General features: G+C 38.4%; 22 protein-coding genes. 9 read left to right on the top strand and 13 right to left on the bottom strand.

The window, feature by feature from the left end:
- The first annotated feature begins 42 nt into the window (after positions 1 to 42).
- From CYAN7822_RS33225 to CYAN7822_RS33240, 4 genes are all read left to right on the top strand, one after another.
- Positions 43 to 273, top strand: coding sequence for a hypothetical protein (locus tag CYAN7822_RS33225; RefSeq protein WP_013325634.1), 231 nt, complete (start codon positions 43 to 45; stop codon positions 271 to 273).
- A gap of 61 nt (positions 274 to 334) precedes the next feature.
- Positions 335 to 1339, top strand: coding sequence for a hypothetical protein (locus CYAN7822_RS33230; protein ID WP_013325635.1), 1005 nt, complete (start codon positions 335 to 337; stop codon positions 1337 to 1339).
- A gap of 344 nt (positions 1340 to 1683) precedes the next feature.
- Positions 1684 to 1956 (top strand): hypothetical protein, encoded by a 273-nt coding sequence (locus tag CYAN7822_RS33235; RefSeq protein ID WP_041934394.1) that lies wholly within the window; start codon positions 1684 to 1686, stop codon positions 1954 to 1956.
- 14 nt (positions 1957 to 1970) lie between these two features.
- Complete coding sequence (locus CYAN7822_RS33240; RefSeq protein WP_013325636.1) at positions 1971 to 2399, top strand: Imm30 family immunity protein; 429 nt, start codon at positions 1971 to 1973, stop codon at positions 2397 to 2399.
- Between the two features lie 92 nt (positions 2400 to 2491).
- Here CYAN7822_RS33240 and CYAN7822_RS33245 read toward each other — a convergent pair whose 3' ends face one another.
- A complete protein-coding gene (locus CYAN7822_RS33245) occupies positions 2492 to 2914 on the bottom strand; it encodes a hypothetical protein (protein WP_013325637.1) in 423 nt (140 codons plus the stop codon).
- Between the two features lie 21 nt (positions 2915 to 2935).
- Positions 2936 to 10282, bottom strand: coding sequence for a ribonuclease H family protein (locus CYAN7822_RS33255; RefSeq protein ID WP_013325638.1), 7347 nt, complete (start codon positions 10280 to 10282; stop codon positions 2936 to 2938).
- 40 nt (positions 10283 to 10322) lie between these two features.
- Here CYAN7822_RS33255 and CYAN7822_RS33260 point away from each other — a divergent pair, with 40 nt between their 5' ends.
- A complete protein-coding gene (locus CYAN7822_RS33260; protein ID WP_013325639.1) occupies positions 10323 to 10676 on the top strand; it encodes a hypothetical protein in 354 nt (117 codons plus the stop codon).
- A gap of 228 nt (positions 10677 to 10904) precedes the next feature.
- Here CYAN7822_RS33260 and CYAN7822_RS33265 read toward each other — a convergent pair whose 3' ends face one another.
- The 10 genes from CYAN7822_RS33265 to CYAN7822_RS39985 all read right to left on the bottom strand — a co-directional run bounded on the left by CYAN7822_RS33265 (position 10905) and on the right by CYAN7822_RS39985 (position 15259).
- Positions 10905 to 11171, bottom strand: a complete 267-nt coding sequence (locus CYAN7822_RS33265; RefSeq protein WP_013325640.1) for a hypothetical protein — start codon at positions 11169 to 11171, stop codon at positions 10905 to 10907.
- A 197-nt stretch (positions 11172 to 11368) separates the two neighbouring features.
- The gene (locus CYAN7822_RS33270) at positions 11369 to 11692 is read right to left on the bottom strand and encodes a hypothetical protein (RefSeq protein ID WP_013325641.1); all 324 of its coding nucleotides are present in this window, start codon (positions 11690 to 11692) and stop codon (positions 11369 to 11371) included.
- Between the two features lie 109 nt (positions 11693 to 11801).
- A complete protein-coding gene (locus CYAN7822_RS33275) occupies positions 11802 to 12260 on the bottom strand; it encodes a hypothetical protein (protein WP_013325642.1) in 459 nt (152 codons plus the stop codon).
- Positions 12261 to 12354: 94 nt separating this feature from the next.
- Positions 12355 to 12768 (bottom strand): single-stranded DNA-binding protein, encoded by a 414-nt coding sequence (gene ssb, locus CYAN7822_RS33280; protein WP_013325643.1) that lies wholly within the window; start codon positions 12766 to 12768, stop codon positions 12355 to 12357.
- A gap of 110 nt (positions 12769 to 12878) precedes the next feature.
- Positions 12879 to 13355, bottom strand: a complete 477-nt coding sequence (locus tag CYAN7822_RS33285) for a hypothetical protein (RefSeq protein WP_013325644.1) — start codon at positions 13353 to 13355, stop codon at positions 12879 to 12881.
- Positions 13356 to 13512: 157 nt separating this feature from the next.
- Positions 13513 to 13779 carry a hypothetical protein gene (locus CYAN7822_RS33290; RefSeq protein ID WP_013325645.1) on the bottom strand — a complete coding sequence of 89 codons (267 nt, stop codon included), beginning with the start codon at positions 13777 to 13779 and terminating at the stop codon, positions 13513 to 13515.
- A gap of 130 nt (positions 13780 to 13909) precedes the next feature.
- Entirely contained in the window at positions 13910 to 14086 is a 177-nt protein-coding gene (locus CYAN7822_RS38825; protein WP_013325646.1) for a hypothetical protein, read from the bottom strand.
- Positions 14087 to 14145: 59 nt separating this feature from the next.
- Positions 14146 to 14640 (bottom strand): SH2 domain-containing protein, encoded by a 495-nt coding sequence (locus CYAN7822_RS33295; RefSeq protein ID WP_013325647.1) that lies wholly within the window; start codon positions 14638 to 14640, stop codon positions 14146 to 14148.
- Between the two features lie 95 nt (positions 14641 to 14735).
- Positions 14736 to 15053 carry a hypothetical protein gene (locus CYAN7822_RS39980; RefSeq protein ID WP_041934395.1) on the bottom strand — a complete coding sequence of 106 codons (318 nt, stop codon included), beginning with the start codon at positions 15051 to 15053 and terminating at the stop codon, positions 14736 to 14738.
- Between the two features lie 38 nt (positions 15054 to 15091).
- Positions 15092 to 15259 carry a hypothetical protein gene (locus CYAN7822_RS39985; protein WP_245602857.1) on the bottom strand — a complete coding sequence of 56 codons (168 nt, stop codon included), beginning with the start codon at positions 15257 to 15259 and terminating at the stop codon, positions 15092 to 15094.
- A 129-nt stretch (positions 15260 to 15388) separates the two neighbouring features.
- Here CYAN7822_RS39985 and CYAN7822_RS33305 point away from each other — a divergent pair, with 129 nt between their 5' ends.
- From CYAN7822_RS33305 to CYAN7822_RS33315, 3 genes are read left to right on the top strand one after another with little or no spacing between them, the layout of a single operon-like run.
- Positions 15389 to 16042, top strand: coding sequence for a hypothetical protein (locus CYAN7822_RS33305; protein ID WP_013325648.1), 654 nt, complete (start codon positions 15389 to 15391; stop codon positions 16040 to 16042).
- Between the two features lie 24 nt (positions 16043 to 16066).
- The gene (locus tag CYAN7822_RS33310) at positions 16067 to 16315 is read left to right on the top strand and encodes a type II toxin-antitoxin system HicA family toxin (RefSeq protein WP_013325649.1); all 249 of its coding nucleotides are present in this window, start codon (positions 16067 to 16069) and stop codon (positions 16313 to 16315) included.
- Positions 16312 to 16542, top strand: a complete 231-nt coding sequence (locus CYAN7822_RS33315) for a type II toxin-antitoxin system HicB family antitoxin (protein ID WP_013325650.1) — start codon at positions 16312 to 16314, stop codon at positions 16540 to 16542. The genes CYAN7822_RS33310 and CYAN7822_RS33315 overlap by 4 nt, the downstream gene beginning before the upstream one ends.
- 110 nt (positions 16543 to 16652) lie before the next feature.
- On the opposite strand, the gene CYAN7822_RS33320 is transcribed toward CYAN7822_RS33315, so the two are convergent.
- On the bottom strand, positions 16653 to 17975 hold the full coding sequence (locus CYAN7822_RS33320; RefSeq protein WP_013325651.1) for a coiled-coil domain-containing protein: 1323 nt from the start codon (positions 17973 to 17975) through the stop codon (positions 16653 to 16655).
- A 120-nt stretch (positions 17976 to 18095) separates the two neighbouring features.
- On the opposite strand from CYAN7822_RS33320, the gene CYAN7822_RS33325 reads away from it, so the two are divergent.
- On the top strand, positions 18096 to 18413 hold the full coding sequence (locus CYAN7822_RS33325; protein ID WP_013325652.1) for a ribbon-helix-helix domain-containing protein: 318 nt from the start codon (positions 18096 to 18098) through the stop codon (positions 18411 to 18413).
- Positions 18414 to 18597 lie beyond the last annotated feature (184 nt).

The raw sequence follows: 18597 nt of genomic DNA on the forward strand, positions 1-18597 counted from the left end.
AGTTGATTTTAAATTTTTTCAACAACAATGGGATTTTGAGTGATGATTGCAAAATTACTGATATTTTCTTTGGCGACTCTAATCATTTATAATTTGCTCAAGTGGTTAGCGGGAAGACTAAAATATTTTTATCAACAATATCTCATAAAGGCTGTTGAAGACGAAGATATTTCAATTTATTTTTGGGCAGCAGTAGGGGTTATAAGCTGTTACAGTTTACTGAATTTTGGGGTTTATAAAATTATTTTAATAGTTGGTGATAAAATTAGCTAATAACATTTATTGCCACCAATTAAATCTTACAATTTCAGAAGTTTAAAGGAATTATAATCGTTTGCATTATCCGGTTGTCATTATTCCCAGTGCGATCGCTCTATATCTAGAATCCCAAAAAGTCAGATTACCCAATTACTCTAAGCCAAAAAGACAGCAACCCGTCGTTTTACCCCGTTTCATCAATTCGCCTTGGTTATGGGGTGTTATGGGGGCGATATTGGGGCTAATAATCTTCATTTTAATCAAGGCGCAATGGAGCCTTATCAGTTTTATCTTAGTGATGCTTGGGATAGCCGGGGTAGTAGTAGGACTGTGGATATTAAAGAAATGGATGAGGCAGTATTATAGGCAGCAAGAGATTGATTACACCTTAAAAATGGAGAAATGGCAGAAAACTCAGAGGTTGATGCAACGGTATCACCAACGCAAGAGTAACGTTAACCCCAAAGTTCGAGCCGCACAATTAAGGGAGTTGCTACAGGGTAAGGTGTTACAGCCAACGGGAAAGTCCCTTGCTCAACAGGGGGTCAGCGAAAAACAGTTTTTTGAGGTGTTAGTAAGCTATTTTGGGAATAAGGTTAGTTTTGGGGGTGAGTTTCCCCTGGACAATAGTCAGTTTAAATATAGTCACGATATTGTCTATATTGACCCTACTACAGGATTACATATCGATATAGAGATTGATGAACCCTATGAGGGAAAGAGTAAGCGACCTCATCATTGCATAGATGACGAGAAGGATAAACGTAGAAACGACTATTTCTTAAAGAACAATTGGATAATCATTCGTTTTGCTGAGGAGCAAATAGTCCGCCATCCTCATCAGTGCTGTAAATGTATTGCTCAGACTATTGCTGATATCACTGCTAATAAAAGTTACTTGAAGGCGTTTGATGATATTGATGAGTTGCTCCCTATTAACTGTTGGACGGCTACGGATGCTAGACGCATGGCATCATGGAAAGTGAGGGAGATATATCTGGAAGAGATGGGGGTTTTTAAGCAAATGACCTATCAATCGAGAAATAAAAACACAAAACGGTGGAATAAAAAGAAAAAATAAGGTGGTGAACGCGCAGCGCCCCTTCGGTATCGCTATTTGTTTTGAACATAGTAAAGACTTTGTCTTTTCAGTACAAATGATCAGCACTCCCCGCCGTGTCGCTGCGCGGTTGCTTCGCCTCGCTCCCTTCGCGCTCCGGCGCGAGTTATCCCGTCCTACTTTCAAAAATTAGATGCGTTTGCCCTGTATCATAAACCTATCCCCTAAAATAACCATAAGGAGACAAGATCACTCAATTTAAACTACTTACAGGAGAAGGAAAAGTCGGGACATACGGCGACTTGTTAAAATTCGGTCGTAGAGGAGATAACTTAACGCCTCATCATGTACCATCCAACGCTTACATGAAAGCGAAAATCAAAGATTACACAACTCTTCAAGGAATTGCTATCATGATGGAACATTTATCCCCCGGAAAAGGAGGTCGTCATCGTCAAACGTTATCTTATGGTAAAAGTCCCGACTTAACCCTTTCCCCTCGACAGACCTTAGCGCAAGAAGTCTGGGATATTCGCTCTATTTATCTACGTCAAAAATTATATAATGCCGATATTAGAAAGCGTTTACAAGAACTCATTGAACTTAATAAAACCACTTGGTTAACCTTTTTTGATTAAGGAGCAACAACCCCATGAATTTAATAAAAATCTTACAAGAAAATCGTTTAATGAAAACACCTCAAGAAATTAATTTATTTGAGGAAACATTAGAAAAAATGGCAAAACACACTAATGATGACAATTTAAAAAACTTACATCTCATCTTAGATGATAACTGTGAACATCCTGAAATGATGTTTAGTTTGGTGCATTTCTTAGAAGATTTTGCTCCCCAAAAACAAATACAAGCTTTTATTGAGGTGATCCCTCAATTAATGATCACTGCACCAGAATGGACAAAAACAATTCACTATCGAATTATTAATGATGAATCTGCTTGTAAACTTTATCAAAATAGTCTAGAATTAGCTAATCAAAAAACACCTCATTTTTTGTATCAACTTTTACTAGAAAACGTTAAAAATCATCTCAGTTCACCCTCAGAGGTCATGTTAACCTAAATTCTTGTATAATCTCGCTTAAGCTAAAAGGAAAAAGGAAAACTGGACAAGGCTTTGGTCTCTTTTCTTGATATTTTTTTGTCTAAGTCGCGTTAATTTAAATCACCTTTTGTTAGAGCATTAATTCTATCTAGACTTATTTTTTGCTCTTGTTGGTAAGCTTCAAGGATAGTTTGTTTAATCTGTACTATTAAAGACGGATTGTCGTATTTTTCAACATCTTCTAAGCTCAAGCCAAGACTGACTGAGTGAGCTTTCCAATCAATGTCCCCCGTCTCTTGATTACGAGTTCCCGTCGCTATCATCTTCTCCTTACCAGTTTGTCTATCCAACAGTTTGAGATAAAAACCGTCGAAGGTAATAAGGTGTTCTTCATCAGTTAAAATTGTTATATTCGGTAGGGCATCGTAAGAATAGTCAGGAGATTTTGAGATTTTTTTAGCCTTCAATAATGCCATTAAATTTGGTGCTATTTGGCTGGTTCTTTGTTGTTGTATTTCTGCGTTTACTGTCATAATGTCAGGCTCCAAGATAAGTTATTGTTGTTGGAAAGCGATTAACGTTTTTAAGTCAAATAAAGTATTTACCTTCTCCCCCCTACGGACATGACCATTTCCGTTACTATTGGCATATACTAATTGTTCTTGTGGTTCATTCTGAACTTGAAGTTGCTCTCGCTGCTGCTGTTGATGGGCTTCAAAGATAACAGTTTTAATGAGGGCAATAGTATCTGGGTTGTTGTAGCGTTTCACATGAGTTTCAGTTAACCCTTCACCCTTATGGGGTAAGGGTTGCGCTATCCAGTTCATATCTCCCGTAATATCGTTTTGTGTTCTTGAGGCAACCATCCTTTCATTACCGGTTGCGTTATCTGTCATCTTCAAATAAGTCCCGTCAAAGGAAATGGTATTCTTGTCCCCCACGAATTGAGCAATGTTGGTTTCCGGGTTGTAGGAGTATTCGGGGGAATCGGTCATTTTCTTGGCTTTTAATAAAGCCATCAATACGGGGGCAACCTGAGAGGTTCTCACTTGTTGAATAGAAATGTTTTCGGGCATATATTGTTTGTCTAGATGAATATCTATCAAATCTTCCGCCGTAGGTAAGGTTTGATGTTCTGTTGCCTTATTGGGTGATGCGGCTGTTACCTCAGTTGGCGGTGCTACTTCTGGTATTAATGGTTGTACAACAGCTTCAGGGGTAGATGTAATTTCTGGAGTCTCCTTCTCCACATTAGATGGTGTAATTTTGGGGGATTCTGAAATGACTACAGCTTCATCATCACTATAGGTTGGCTTTTTGTGACCATTAGATGAGACATCAACCTCTACTTTTTCGGTTAACTTATCTGGTGTGTCCTTGTTAGGTTCAGTAACCCTCTGTGCCTCAACCGTAATATCTTTATTTGACTCTGTTTGACGTTGGGTTTTCTGTAAATCATTAGCCGCACTATGAGCTAACCCGTCGCATAATTCATTAAATTCATGACCATCATGACCCTTAACCCATTCTGTGGTTAGATTAATGTTTTGGCTAATTTTATCAAATTGCTCCCATAGATCTTGATTTTTCTTCTTCTGCCATTCTCCATTTATTGACTTTAAAACATACTGGGAATCGCTGACAATATGGATATCCGATATATCTTTATAGTTCTCTTTAACCGCTTTAATCCCTTCAATGACTGCGGTTAACTCCATCCTGTTATTGGTCGTATTGGGAACTGCGCCATTATTAGCTAATTGTTGACCTTCACTATCAGAGATAACATAAGCCCATCCTCCGGGACCGAGATTTCCCAAACTTGACCCATCCGTATGAAGAGTTATTTTTTTAGTAGGAGTGGCTTCAACTGTAACCGTATTATTCTCAATATTCGGTTCAACCTCTTTCTTCTTCCAATAATCCTGTATTTCCGGTGCAGTTTGTTGTAAGATATGTTCATAGATATCGTTGACCTTATCTAACTGGGGAGGAACTTTAAAGAAGTTAAAAGCGGCAGCTTTCAAATCGGTTAAGGCTTCTTCACTATAGCTTTTAATTTCCTCTTTTATATTCTCATTTAATTGCTTAGATAACGAATCTATCTTATCTCTAAGGGGGTCAAAATCTTTACCGTCTTCGGTAAAAAGCTTGGAAAAATTCGGATAAATGTCCGACTCGTCCGATGTGAATTTTTGCAGTAAGATTGATTGTTGTTCAAGAATTGGGGCTAAATCTGGGTCAATTGAAAATATTTTATCTGCCTTCATTTGTAAATAATCGTGTAGGGCATAATATTGAGTGACGATACCTTGATAATCTTTAACACTATCCATCAAAGATGCCCGGTATTTCTCTTGTTCGTTAGCTCCTAAAATCGGCATTAACTCTATATAATCCACCAACGCCGGTGAGGGTTCATCAATAGCCGCTTTCTGTTGTAAAGGTAAGACGGCTTCCATGTACCCTCTTTCATTCGGCTTGAGAAGGTAGCCCTTCTCGGTTAAATAAGCTTGTATGAGTTGATCCGTACCTGACGCATCACCAACAACGAACCCCGAACCCGCAGCGATTGCTTTATCTAACAATGGTTTATATTTGTCGTCAAAGGTCGATTGTATTTGTTCGAGGGTAATGATTTCCTTTTTATTATTCCTCGGTACGTTGCCGGATACCATGATGAGATCGTCAGATGTATATTTCCCCGTATTCGCCCTGTCAAATAGATTCCAGGCTGCCTGATAATCTTTTGTGGATGTATCCATCGTCTTATCGACGGGGAAGCCTATAAACTGAGTGGCTATTGCCGCCATCTCCCTATCTTTAATTCGGTTCTTCTCAACAGAATCATTTTTCCCGAGGGGTACTAAAATGCCTGGGTTATCCGGTTTCTTCAATTGTCCTCGTTCATCGAAAAAGGTTTCCTTGAGTGCGATCGCTTTTTCATACCCTCCTATCAATGCGCGTATAAAGCCATTTTCACGTCCTGTACCCTCCCATTCCTTATTATTCCCAATGGTTTGATAGACACCTCGTTCTAGATATTCCACCCCACCCCGTTTATGAATTTCTACCGTAAGTTTGGGATACTGCGTCAATTTAGCCGCTATTATCTCTGTCAATAATGCCTCTTTCTCAGATTGGCTATTGAGGGATTTAGCATAGTGTTTATAAGCATCCTCAGCAGATATGAAGGGAACGCCGGCTGCCTTGTCACTGAAGTATTTTTCGGCTTTATAATTGTCTAACCCGTGATGATTCTTACCGATGGCTTCCCTTTGGGGATTATCCCTAAAACTGACGGGGTAATGGGATTTAATGTTGCCTTTATAATGTGCGGCTTCAGTCGGGTTAGTTAATGCCGCCAAAACGGGGTCTTTTGAGTCAGAACTGATGAGAACTTGAGCGAGTAAATTGAGAGAAGGTTTTTCTTTATTTATATTATCATCGGTGGGTGGGGAATTAGAATCAGCCGAAGGTTCATTCGGCGATTGATCTTTTAATTCTTTTTCAGCAGCTTCTCGTTCATTATTAGAGTTAAGAGCTTGATTCATATCTTTATTATCCTCACTTAATTGCTCGATCTTCCCAGGTTGACCCGTAGTGATCGCCGACAACGGATTTATTTTCAGGTAGGGCTTAAGTTCTTCCCTCTTTCTAAATATTCGGCGAACTTTGTTACTGAAGGGGAGTATCTCAGTTAATTTCTGTTGATATTCATCTCCATTCAATACCTTGCCAAATTTCTCCTCTAAATTATTCCAAATATTTGGGGGTAAATCGCCTTCAACCATAGCTAAGGAAATCAGCGATCGCTTTTTTTCAGATGATGATGAAGTAATGGCAAAAGGAATTTTATTATCGGTTAGATATTTCTCAACAGCACCCGCTTTACGGATATCGACGGTTATCTTAAACGTTGGTAAATTAACCTCTTTTCCATTGGGAAATAGCCATTTCTCCTCATTTGATGATAATAATGTGGGATGTGTGGACAGTTGGTTGAGGAAATAGGCAGCATTTTTATTTAATGAGGGTTTTTGCTCGTCCGGCAATGATTGTGCGGTCTTAACCCATTCTCCAGTTTTCGGGTATTGTATAGTCAAGGGCTTGATCTGTACCAATCCTAGGGTCAACCGAGATGTGATGGCGGCTTCAATTGTCAATCCATCCAGGGGCAGTTTGCTATTGATGAGTGCAAGTCGTCCGGGTTTCTGATCCCGATGATTGCCTATTACTCCGATAATTTGAGGTAAACCGTCAATTATCGTCTCAACCCCTAATTCCTCTTTACTATTAGATGTCTTAATGCTTAATTTAACCTGGTGGTTGACGAATGACTGCTCCTTAAAGTCATCGTGTCCCCTGAAGGCTATTTTATTGATTTTGATTTTATCCCCGTTGTCAGTCGTGGCGATCGCGTATCGTCCCTTCTGACTCCCATAAGTCGTAATGGTGGCGTTATGTGAATTTGTTTTGCCTATCTTATCCCATGATGCCGGGTCAACAATACCGAGCGTTTTATCGCCCAGTGTGACGACGTACTCGACCGAAGGAGTGAAACGTCTGAGGGTAAAGGTTTTATTCTCACCGTTAAAGACAACGCCGGCTGCGGCATACTTGTCAATCTGTCCGAAGACTATTTGTCCTCCTCCATCTAGGAAGGGCTTGAGTTTATTTCGTATTGATGGGGTGGTAAGATCAAGTGTGGCCGTCGTCGGGTTGTTTCCCGTAAGGGTTCCCTTTACAGTTGTCCCCAAGGGAAGCTGTGCCCCCTTTTCCGAAGATAATCCGAATGAGTACCATTGCTCATCAGTTGGGTTATAGACTTCCCATCCTCTGCGTATCCGTTGCTTATCTTTATCGGTTACAGTCTGGGGAGATACTCTCAATTGCACATCGCTATTTAACAATTCGGGGGGCACTTTATTGTATTGAGATAAACCCTCCACTAAGAACTCATCCAATTGGAAGGTTTTACTTTGTTCGGCTATCTCTTTTGCAAAGGTGGAGAATAGGAAATTCTGAGTCGTATTGGGAGGGTTAGGCACATCCTTAACTTCCTTACAGGCCATCTCTGCCGTAGCTGCCAAGTATTGCCCTACCTGCTCAGTTGGTAATGACTCCTTCCATGCCCTAGCCCCATCAAAGGCTTGATTAAATAAGAGTTTGATTTCATCTTCAGATAGTGCTTGTCCCAGTTTACCTGTACCTTTTATTGTCGTATTGGGTTTAATTCGTAATTTCTCCCTATCTGACTCTTTAAGCGTCCCTAGGGTAATAGTTTCTCCGTTAATAGTTGTCGTCGCCAGCAATTGATGAGTTTTCTGGGTATAAGGGTCATCATTGAGTTTGAAAGATACATTTAAGAGATGCTCTTTTAAAGGGGCAAAATGGGAAATCGTGTCGAAAGGGACGATATTGGTTAGTCTAACCCTTTCACCTTTTTCTGTAGTAAAGTTTAATACGGGACCCGGTTCTGAATCCTTCTCCCTCCTCAACGTTTGTGCTAAGTTCCACAGTTGGTCGAATTCATTTTTCTTCTCCGTTACCTCCAATAGCTGTTGCTCACTGAAGTCATCCGGAAAGAAAGCACGAAATTGGTGTAACGGACGGCTTTCAAGGGATTGAGATTGGTAGGAGGCATTTGTTAAATGCGCCATCAACTCTACGGGTGTTACACCGGTTGCCTTCAGGGTGCGATCGCCCACATACAACCCCTGCTGTTTCTTGTCGGTTATCGTTTCTAGTTTTCTCGATAATGCACCTTTATCCTGTCGTATTCTATCTAGAGAGGGGGCACGAGCGCTCTTGAACATATCGACGGCTATCTGATTGTTATATTGCGCTTCAATGAGCAATTCATCATAGATTTGCTCAGTTAGGTCAAATATTTTAGCGGCACTCTCAACCGTGATCGGTTCAGTGGCGATTTTGGCAATTTCGTAAATTTGTTGTCTATATACTTCGGGAATGGGACGCGGGTTCTTTTTCCTACTCTCGCAGGAGATTTGTTTATTGGCGCTCTGAGCTAGTTTTTGGGCATATTCTATCTGCCTTTGCGGTTTGCCGTAGTCCTTTATACTCTGGAGTTCATTTTTGAAAGATTGAACAGTCGTCACCTGATTGTTGATCACCCCGACTGGTGAGTTGGCCATAAATAACGCTACCCGTTCAAATGACCAATTGGGGTCGAATGATAATTTATCTTCCTTTTTAATCGGGATATCTGGATTGAGTGCGTGAAGTCTTGCTGCTTGAGCTAGATGGGGATAATTATGTATCAGTTCAAAGCCGTAGGTGTCCCCGTCAAAATCCATCCCGTCTGCTTCATTGTCGGTTTCATAGGGTAATGGGGTTAATTCTAGACCAGTATCGATAAAAGGTTGAATTTTTTCATTGATTCTATCAATTAATGTAACTCTTTCCCTTCCCGATGAATCCTTTAATTGTTGGGCAGTGGGTAACTGTTCGAGAATATGCTGGAGTTGGATTTGAGAGTCGGGATGGGTGGTGAGCGCCTCTTTCAATTCATTGTTTAGTTGTTGATGCAGCCTGGACCAGGAGATATCGTTGATTACCAGAACACCAACTAGAGGAGTTCCATCGGGGGCTAATCCTTCCTCTACGGGAATATTCGTCGATATTCTCAATCCATTTTTACCAATCATAGGAGAGCGAAACCCTATGATTGATTCGTCGGGCTTATAATTATTCCAATAAAGTTCACCCAGTCCTAAGTCTTTAGAAGGAATAACAACAGCCCGGTTAAACTTAACAAATTTTCCTATTGCTGATTCAGTCCACTGTTTGGATTGAAATTGTTCCAACTTCTTCTTAAAAAACTCGGTTTCCCTTAATTGTCCATGTTCATCGTTTTTGATTAATTCGGCTATTAAATCCTGAAATTGTTCGGAGTCAAGTTCGGAGTCCCCTTCATCACCTATTTGGGCTTGAGTATATAATTCTTCAAGAAGACGAGGATCTTTTAAAGAAGCAAGAAGTTCATCTAAACGTTCTTTAAGCAAGGGTGTAGTATCTTTGAGGGCTTCGGTGTAATACTGTACGGGTTGCGATGCTGAAATTAGTGAGCCTCTTTCTCTCTTTCCTTTAGAACGATCTTTCTCTGTAATTACAATTTCTGTGGTAATTAAACCAGGTTTGATATTTCCCTTGGCCGTTCCTTTAAATGAAGACAGGGGAAGCACAAGGTCTATTTGAGGTACGTTACTGGGGTCAGTAAATTTGAGAGTTCGGAAATGTTCATGTTCATCTTCATCAAGCCATCTGGGGGTTAAAGTTCCTTTACCAATAAATTTATCTTCTTTCAACCCTATTCTAAATTGAATCGCTCTATCCATTGCTCCAAATACATCAGTGGCAAAGAGGGGTGACATTTTTCCATGACAATCACCCGTCAATCTCCAAGCATCCTGCTCATCCAAAAAGCCTCCGTTTTCACCAGTTTCATCGTCAACTATTAGAATGGTAGCAGTCCGTGATGTATTAGATTTTTGGTCTGATGTTAACAGTGATGAATAAGCACCCCTATTCTTTAGGTCGGGTTTTTCTACATCCAATCCTCCCAGAATCTCGTTGATAATAGGTTCATATTCGGCTGGCGCATAAAAGAAGCGATCTCCATTTGCTAAGATAAGTTTGTGTCCTTCGGGATGATTCTTGAGAATATTTTCAGCAAGGGCTATCTTATCTGGATCATTAGATTGGATATAAAATTCGTCTAAATGACCGACACTTAAGGGGATATCGGGACAGAATGATTCTAATAAAGTATTTTCAAGCTTCTCTACCCAATAAGGTTGTTCACGGCGTTGATTTTGGAATGGGTTGGCAATGTATTCGCCGGATATTAAGTCGATGTGTTTGATCTGTAGCGTCATAATTTAATTAAAAAATTATATTTATTTTGAGGAGAAAGATATGGGTAGAAATCCCAATCACAGATTAGATGATTACGAAAAACAGTTTTACGATGAAGATGAAAATCTTCTTCCCGAATGGGAATATCCCTTTGTCACTTGGGGTGTTTCAAAGTTTTTTTATTATCCTGATGGCAAACCCCGTCGGGAGTATGAAAGAAGAGTCTGGGATTCTGATTTCGATAGTGCCGGGGTGGCTCACGCTCTAACGGGTAAAGAAGATGAAGTTAAAGAATGGCGTGAAACCGAAGAATATTGGCAAGAACAATTTGGGATTAGCTATACCGAGCGAATACGAGAAAGTGAGCGCACTGAGCGAGCAGAAAGACGCAAACGCTTAGGTTTCCCTGAGTAATTGTGGCCAAATTTTTTACTTTTATTTGACCATTATTCTAGGGGCGATAATGGTCAATTTTTAAGTTACAGATGGGTGGCGTTTGGCAATAGGGTGGTGCGGAAAGCCAAACATGAATTCGATGGTGCTAAATTTCACTATATTCAGAAAAAGGTTCCGTTGTCAAGAAAAAAATAATCGCTACCTTTAACTGTAGCGATCACGTAAGATTAAAAAAGGCATATTGTTTTATTGAGTCTTAATTGTTAAATAGGACGCAATTTCTCGATCTTTTCTGATAAATGCTTCAGCTTCTTCTTGAGACGCATTTTTTCTCAAATCATAAAGAGGATCGCCACAGGGAGAGCATAGCATCAAATAATCGATGCTCCCAGGATAATCTTCTTCCCAATCTGAGCCGTCAAGCCAATAATGCTGATTTGGCATTACTGGGATTGTTATTGAAAAAGTTTCTGTGACGGCTGTACGATGATTATTTAATAATTTACTTTTCATAGTTTCTAGAGCTAATTATTATTTATTCATAATTTTTTGGCGAAGCCATATTTTTTTATCAGTTATCAAAAAAATAAGCGTTTTCTTTTTTTGTAATCACTTTTATTGAGCAATTTCTCCGAAAGAGCCAGAGATATTACCTAATTTAACTAAAAACAAAAGCCACTAAAATTATTAGTAACTTTTGTTTTATTAATTTAAAATAGTAAAATTTGATCTCCTCTAAAAATTTCGTTGATACTTAGAAGAGATATAATTACTCGATTTTCATAATTAATTATTTTGTAATTAGCTGTATATATGATTATTCTATCTCTTTTTGACGCTGCCCATTTTATTTCCTCATTGTTTTGAGTAAAGTTTTTCCCGTATTTTTTGAAGATTTCCAGGGATACTTGCCCCTCCAATACGCCTTGGCTGCTATTCCAACTCCAGCTAATGTAATCAATGAAAGTTTCGAGGACGATTAGATCATCGTAATTCGCTTTAGTCATCAGGTTTTTTCTTGGGTTAATTTTCATCTTTTCTCGGCAGCGCCGAATTGAGTTAACCGATCTTTAATAAAAACTAATGTAAAGGGAATTCTTCAAAAAAAAATTACCAGTCCATAGGAGGACTGGATTTATTTATTTAAAACGGGATGCTATCTAAATCTTTATCATCATCGGGAGCGGGTTTTTGATGACCATTATTATTAGCGTTAACTGCTACCAATTCACGTTGCGGTTCAACAGTTGTAATAGGTTCAGCAATTAATGTGGGTTCAGAAATTAGCTCCAAATTCGACACATCCTCGAAATCTACCTTAATAGGAATGGCTCTTTCAACATTTAACATCATTCTTGGATTTAGCTCATCGGAGTTCTTGAATAAATTAAATTTTCCTGATACCATCACCATCCCATCGATACCAACCTTATCGATGATTAATGCGGCATTCCCCCATGCTTTGAAGGAGATTGGGCATTCCATCCATTCTTTGTTATCATAATATTGAAATTTACCTGTTCCTGACAGAGTGATTTTTCCTTCCTCATTAAACGAGGAATGAATTTCAACTAAACTTAGGGTTATTTGCCAGTTATTCATGATATTTACTTTCTATTAATTATTCACCAATTCTCGCCGAATGGCGCTCATTTAATCACCCCTAGGACGTGCGGACATCCTAGAAGTGATTAAATCAATTATTATTTGGATTGATTTTTGCTTTGGTTTTTACAGGAGTTGGAATCGGAATATTACTATTAGCATTATTTGGAGGAGCAACGGGGGTATCTTGTTTAGCCGATGCTAATAATTCTAAATTATTGACACGAACAACTGGTTTATACCTGTAATTTCCTTGCTCATCATTCCAAAAATTAATGATCACTTCACCCTGTACTCCGATGAGTCCGCCTTTACGGACATAGTTAGCGGCTACTTCGGCAGTTTTATCCCAAAATTCAAGGGAGAACCAATCGGGTTCATCATCCTTGCCTCGTTTTACGGCAATATCTAGTTTGGTAACGCAAGCCCCCGAGTGAAAATATTTAATTTCGGGGTCTTTGCTGGCACGACCTACTAGAGAGATAAAATTGATAGAAGTAGTCATAGCTTTAATTCTCCTAAATTTTTCAGGATTTTTCGGCAGCGCCGTATTCTTAAACTTAATTAGATACAGTTATAAACCATTAATTATTAATGGCTGATAACTGATAATTTTTAACGGTTTAAAACTCGGAGGAGTTCTTCTTTTTTCCCTTTACTGTAGGATTTCCCTAAACGTTCATAAATGAACGCTTGTAAATTATGTTCCTTGATGTATTCCTTAAGGTATTTAAGAGTAACATTAGGGGATAATTGAGGTTGAGCGAGTTGTGCCGCATCCGTTACCAATGTAGGGTTAATAATGGTTGCTCTTGAGTTATGACGACGTACTTTAGCTGGTGCTAAGTAGGCAATTGTTTGAGCAGCAGGAGGGATAATAACATTATTAACGATGACTTCAGTAGTATTATGTTTTCGTTTTCTTGCTGGAGGCAGCAAAGGGATAATAGGTTGAGTTGATTTAGTATGTTCGTTTTTTGATTTTTTAGTAACTTTAGAGGGAAATGAGGTTGGCTGTGGTCTATATTGAAAGCAGCAAACAAAGATGAATGCCGTTAATGAAATAATGATTGGGAAGATTAAGTTTGACATAGTTTTCTTTTTAAATGTGTCGGTTAATAAAAGCTTTATTTAGCGAATATTTTTTTCGCTTGGTTACGCCAACGGCGATTGTTTGAGAATTTATAAAGACAAAAAAAATGCCGAGAAAATCCAATTCGGCAAGAGTTATAAAAAAAAGTAACGAACTTTATTCTCTTTTTAACTTTTGTTGTAATTTTTGAGTTTGTTGCTCATAATAGGTTAGATGTTCTTCATCAAGTAAATTAAGTTCATTCGCTAACTTCAAATCAATCTCACTTAAAATCTCGCTAAATTCTTTATTGGCTTCAGCGATTTCTAGAATTTGTATTAAACGCTCTCCTTGTTGCTCAGAAAGTTCTGGTAGCTTCCCTAGTCGATAATATTCTTCAGCTAATTTTTCCAAATATTCAGAAATTCCCGGGTTAATGTTCATTTAATTGCCCTCGCTTCTTATTAACTACATTTATTTATGCCAACGGCACTTAAAGGAATAGAAAGACCAAAAAGATAGGCGATTGAGGTTAATTATAGAAACTTATCTTTTCCTATTTGTGAAATTATTTCTAATTCCCTAACGCTACTAATTTTCCCAATTTCTGCAAAGTTCTAACAATTATTAGGGGCATCGGTTTAGTATGATGGTAATCTCCTTTCTCATCAAAATATCCATACAGCCGCATAATGCTGTGTTGGATTTGGCAACTGATGTCACTGACTAATTTCTTAAGTTTTTCTGGCATTTTTTATCTCCTGTGGAAAAATAAACTATCAGTGGTTACTGAGAGTTTTTTATGATATCCTAAATACTAATTGATATTACTTGTTGGCTACGGATCACCGATTTTAATATTAACCATAAATTCGGTGACTCCGTATCGGTTACTAAGCAAGCACAGGCTTGATCGATACCCAATTTTGACCACATCGGTTTTAAGCGGCTAAGTTTAGCGACCTTATCTTTAACAGATTCGGGATTGGCCGTAACATCAACGGCAACTACATAGCCGCATATATTGACAATGGCATCAATTCCAAAGATTAAGTCAAGTATTACAGTGGAAGGTATTTGCTCCCAGTCGATGATATTATTTAATTGTTCGGTTTTGGGATTTCTGACAATAATACCAAACTCTTTATGTAGATAAGGAACTGCTGATATTATTCTTCGTTTGCCAATATTTGTGGAAATAGCTATATTTATTAATTCTTTCGAGGTGGGTAATTTGAAGGTTTTGATTTTGTGGCAATTGTGAACTAGGCGTTGGAATGTTTGTTCGGCGGCAAATCCATTCATTCTATTGCTCCCGTCAATTCTTCATCAATTTCCTCCGAAGGAGCAAAAAAAACCCTGCTGTTAGTGCAGGGTCTTTAATCAATGGTTCTGGAAGATTAATGGGCAGCAGGAATAAGGGCGGCTAAAAATTCTACTAATTGGTTTTTGCAAATTTTTCCTGTCTTGGGAAGTTTTATATTATTGTTAGCTGCTAACTCGATCAATTGAGCTTTTGTGTAATTCTTGGTAAGTTCCTCTGCTGATAGATATATTTGTTCTTCTTCAATTACAGGCGTTAAGGTTTCCTCTACTGTCTCTATCAGAGTAACAAATTCTTCTATTCTAGAGAGAGGGGAAGAAGAAGTTTCCGTAGTCTCTGAATTGACTTCAGATAATGCCTCTTCTTTAAATTTATTAAACTCTTCAATCGCCATTATTGTTGTATCATCATTATCTATTAATTCAGGTTCAGCTAAAGGGAGTAAATCTTGAGCTTGTAAGGTAACTTGGTAAATTTTAAAATTCTATTAATTCCTTCGGCTTCGGTGTAGAATTTAGCCCCTTGGGTTCTTAATGAGGGTGCTAATTCTAAAAATAAGGAAAATTCTAAAGAGTATGTAGCTATTACTGGAGATGTCATATTCGTCACCTAAAATGATTTTCATCTCTATTTTGGCAACGCCAAAAAAGTTATAGGATTAATTTCAAGCACTAATTGAATCTTGTAAGCTCCTAATTTAGGAGTATAGCTCCCTGAAAATTTGTTAGAATGAAGGAGATAATTACCCAAGTTTTTATTGAGCTAAAAAAATTTATGGGGTTAACCATTCACTACAAGTTTAAAACTGAGACAGATTCTCACATGAAGGCTTATAAATTAATAGATAAATTACATCAAGTTGCTTTGACTCTCCCTTGGGTACAGGTAAATCCGATCAGAGAATTAAATCAAACCCAACTTGATAATACTGATGCGACAGATCCTTTATTTTTCCTTAAGATTAGTGCGGCTAAAATACTTATTACAGAAGGAGAAATTCAAAAAATCTCTCCAACCGCCTTCATTGGTTGGACAGCCCATGTTGCCGAAGGATGCGAAAGCTTAAAAATTTTTCTTTGTCGATATCCCGGTTCTCAAGTCTGGGAAGCTCAAAGTTTTTGTAAAACTCAATATGCCGCCTTACAAGAGTCAGGAGGTATTCTTAATTTCTTAAGGGCGCATACTTCAATTATTTTATTATTAGATGAAGTTCAAAAACTGGGAATTTTAGAGGAAGTCGTGGATGAGAGTCATTATTGGGAACATAGAGACTTGAAAAAATTAATTGAAGAAATTAAAGCTTGGCAAGGTTTAACCGATTCGGTTGGGGAAATTTTCGAGCAAATCTCTCGTAACTCTTTGTTTAATGATTATAATAAATGAGGAGTTAAGTGGCAAAAAGAGATAGTGCCAAAGAAAATAAGAGAGTTAAAAGCAATGGTGGCAAAAGTTGGCTATATCCTTCAACCAGGACGAGGTAAAGGAAGTCATACATTTTGGAAACATCCTTTGCTACCTGAAGAACCCTTAACAATCCCTGGACAAGACGGGGATGATGCTCCGCTATACTTAGAAAAGAATATTCAAAAAGTGTTGAAAAAGCTAGAATTGATTAAGAAACTAAAGCAGGAAGACTCGGAGGACGGTGAAACATGAGTTATCACTATAGTATGGTAATTCAATGGTCACAAGAGGATCAACTTTTCTTAGTTCATTTGCCTGAGTTTCCTTGGCAAGAGTTTCATACTCATGGTAGAACTTACGAGGAAGCCGCCAAAAATGGTCAGGAAGTTATTGAGGCTTTTGTTGAAATGCTGACAGCCGAGAATAAACCTTTGCCAGAACCGAGAATGTTGCCTACAAAGCCGTTGAAAGTTGCTTAGATAGTTAGAAAATTTGCTAATTTTTGAGTATCTTAAGTAATTTCAGCTTATAATAGCTTTTGCTCGAAATTTCTTGACTAATTCGTAAAGTTTTTTCCTAACTCCTAAAGTTATGAATCCCTAAAAGAAGCAAGGACTTTATTCGATGAGTTCTCTTGATTTACATAGTAAGAAGTGAATTTTAATTGTTCAGTAGGAAATGTTGGTAATTGTAAATTCCAAGTCAACTGTCCAGCCTTGTATAATTGACGGACAGCGCTGTCTATTCCATCTAATTCCAACCACCAACCATTATTGTTTAATCTTTCTTTAACGATACCCGTATATCCAGCCCACCCTTGATCACAGGTGATCACTTTGACCCTAGCACCGACAAATAATTGCTCGTCGGTCAGTGGTAATTCAAGTTTTTGATAGGCTTTAAGTTGTTCGGTTAGTTCATGGATTAATAAGTCCTTATCGTCGATTTCTAAAGTCATATTTCCCGGCTGTAGTTGTTCGGAATTAGAATCAATCTTTTCCTCTAACTGACTTAACTTTTCTTTTAATTCTTGGTTTTCCTCTAGTAAGCGATTGCGTTCTTCTTTCCATTGATTTTCCTTGGTTTGTTCTTGTTGTTGTGATTCGATATTCTTTAACTGTTTGCTGTAATAATCGCGTTCTTCTTTTAGCTGCTGAATCTCATCGGACTGTGCGGCTAAAATTTCTTTTAACTGAGCTAATTCTGCCTCCAATTGATTAGTCGAGGATGGAGAGGATTTTCTGACTTCGTTAGGACGGCAGACTAATATTTGATCTGGCTCGTCAAGATGACGGATCTGTAATGTTGGGCGATTGCTATCGGGATTGAGAATTTCTATTAATTCTACCTGGCAACCGATAAGATTATCTAAATCTTCATCACCTGTACGTTCCGGAGGACTAAAAATTAAGGTTTCTCCAGGCTCTAAATCATTAATATCAATGAGGGGATTAATTTTGGGTTTTTTCGACGGTTTCTTTATAACTGCTTGAATACTCGCTGCCGTTTGCTGCCCTGTCTGAATTAACTGAGTCACAATATCATTAGTCAATGATGGTAATTGTTTTAAAGCCGCGATTGACCAGTGATTTGCCTTGCTGATAACTAACTGTTGTAAGTCATGTGATAACCCATTAAACCACTCACTAAGCCGCATAGCCGACTCGGCGAGATAACGTGAGCCGCCGAATTCCTCACTGTTGAGCCACTCTTTGAATGCTTTCTTGCCTTCTTTAATATTAAGCGTTTCAGTGCATTTATGGCGAATACAGGTCAATTGTGCCCCAAGTTCAACCAATTGTTCCAATGTTCGTCCGGCAAACGACAGGAATTGAGTAAGGGTTTCCTTAGCCTGAAATCCTAGTTCAGCATTGCCGAAATGGGTCTGGTAATTGATGGGTGTACTGTCCATAATCCTGACACTCCACAAAAGCTATCTCCTTTATAGCACAAATTAAGTATATAAAGCACTTATTGAGTACATTTAGTTAAGAATTAGGGCTAAGTAGTACGCTAGAAATGAGGTTTATTAATGACTAACGTGACGAGTAAGCGATTAAACTTGAGTTTGCCAGAACATCTGTATGATGACCTTAGAATATGGGCAGACCATCAAGGTCGTAGTATGGCTAATTTGGCCAACTTCCTTTTAGAGAGATCAATCTCTACAGCTAAAGTCGATGGGGAATTTCCGACCAATGCAGGTGAAGCACAAGCGGTTGAATTTCTCAAAGCGATCACCAAAGGGGAACGGCCTAAAAATAGTAAATTGGTAAAGCTGGCTCATTGCCTTGATCTTGAGACAGATCAGTTAGTTCAATTATGCGATCGCTTATTTATGAAAAAATAAATTTTCTAGCCCTACAAGCCAGGGCAAACGCATCTAAATTCTAGAACTCATAGCCGGCAAGCATTTCATCAATTCATGAAAAATTTTATGAAAACGCTGAAACCTTTACTCAGAATGCTTTTCAAAAATTAGATGCGTTTGCCCTGGAGCGGATAACCTATTTAAGAACGCTTCAACCGTTTGA

The organism is Gloeothece verrucosa PCC 7822 (genome assembly GCF_000147335.1).
In the GTDB taxonomy this organism is placed as follows: Bacteria; Cyanobacteriota; Cyanobacteriia; order Cyanobacteriales; family Microcystaceae; genus Gloeothece; species Gloeothece verrucosa.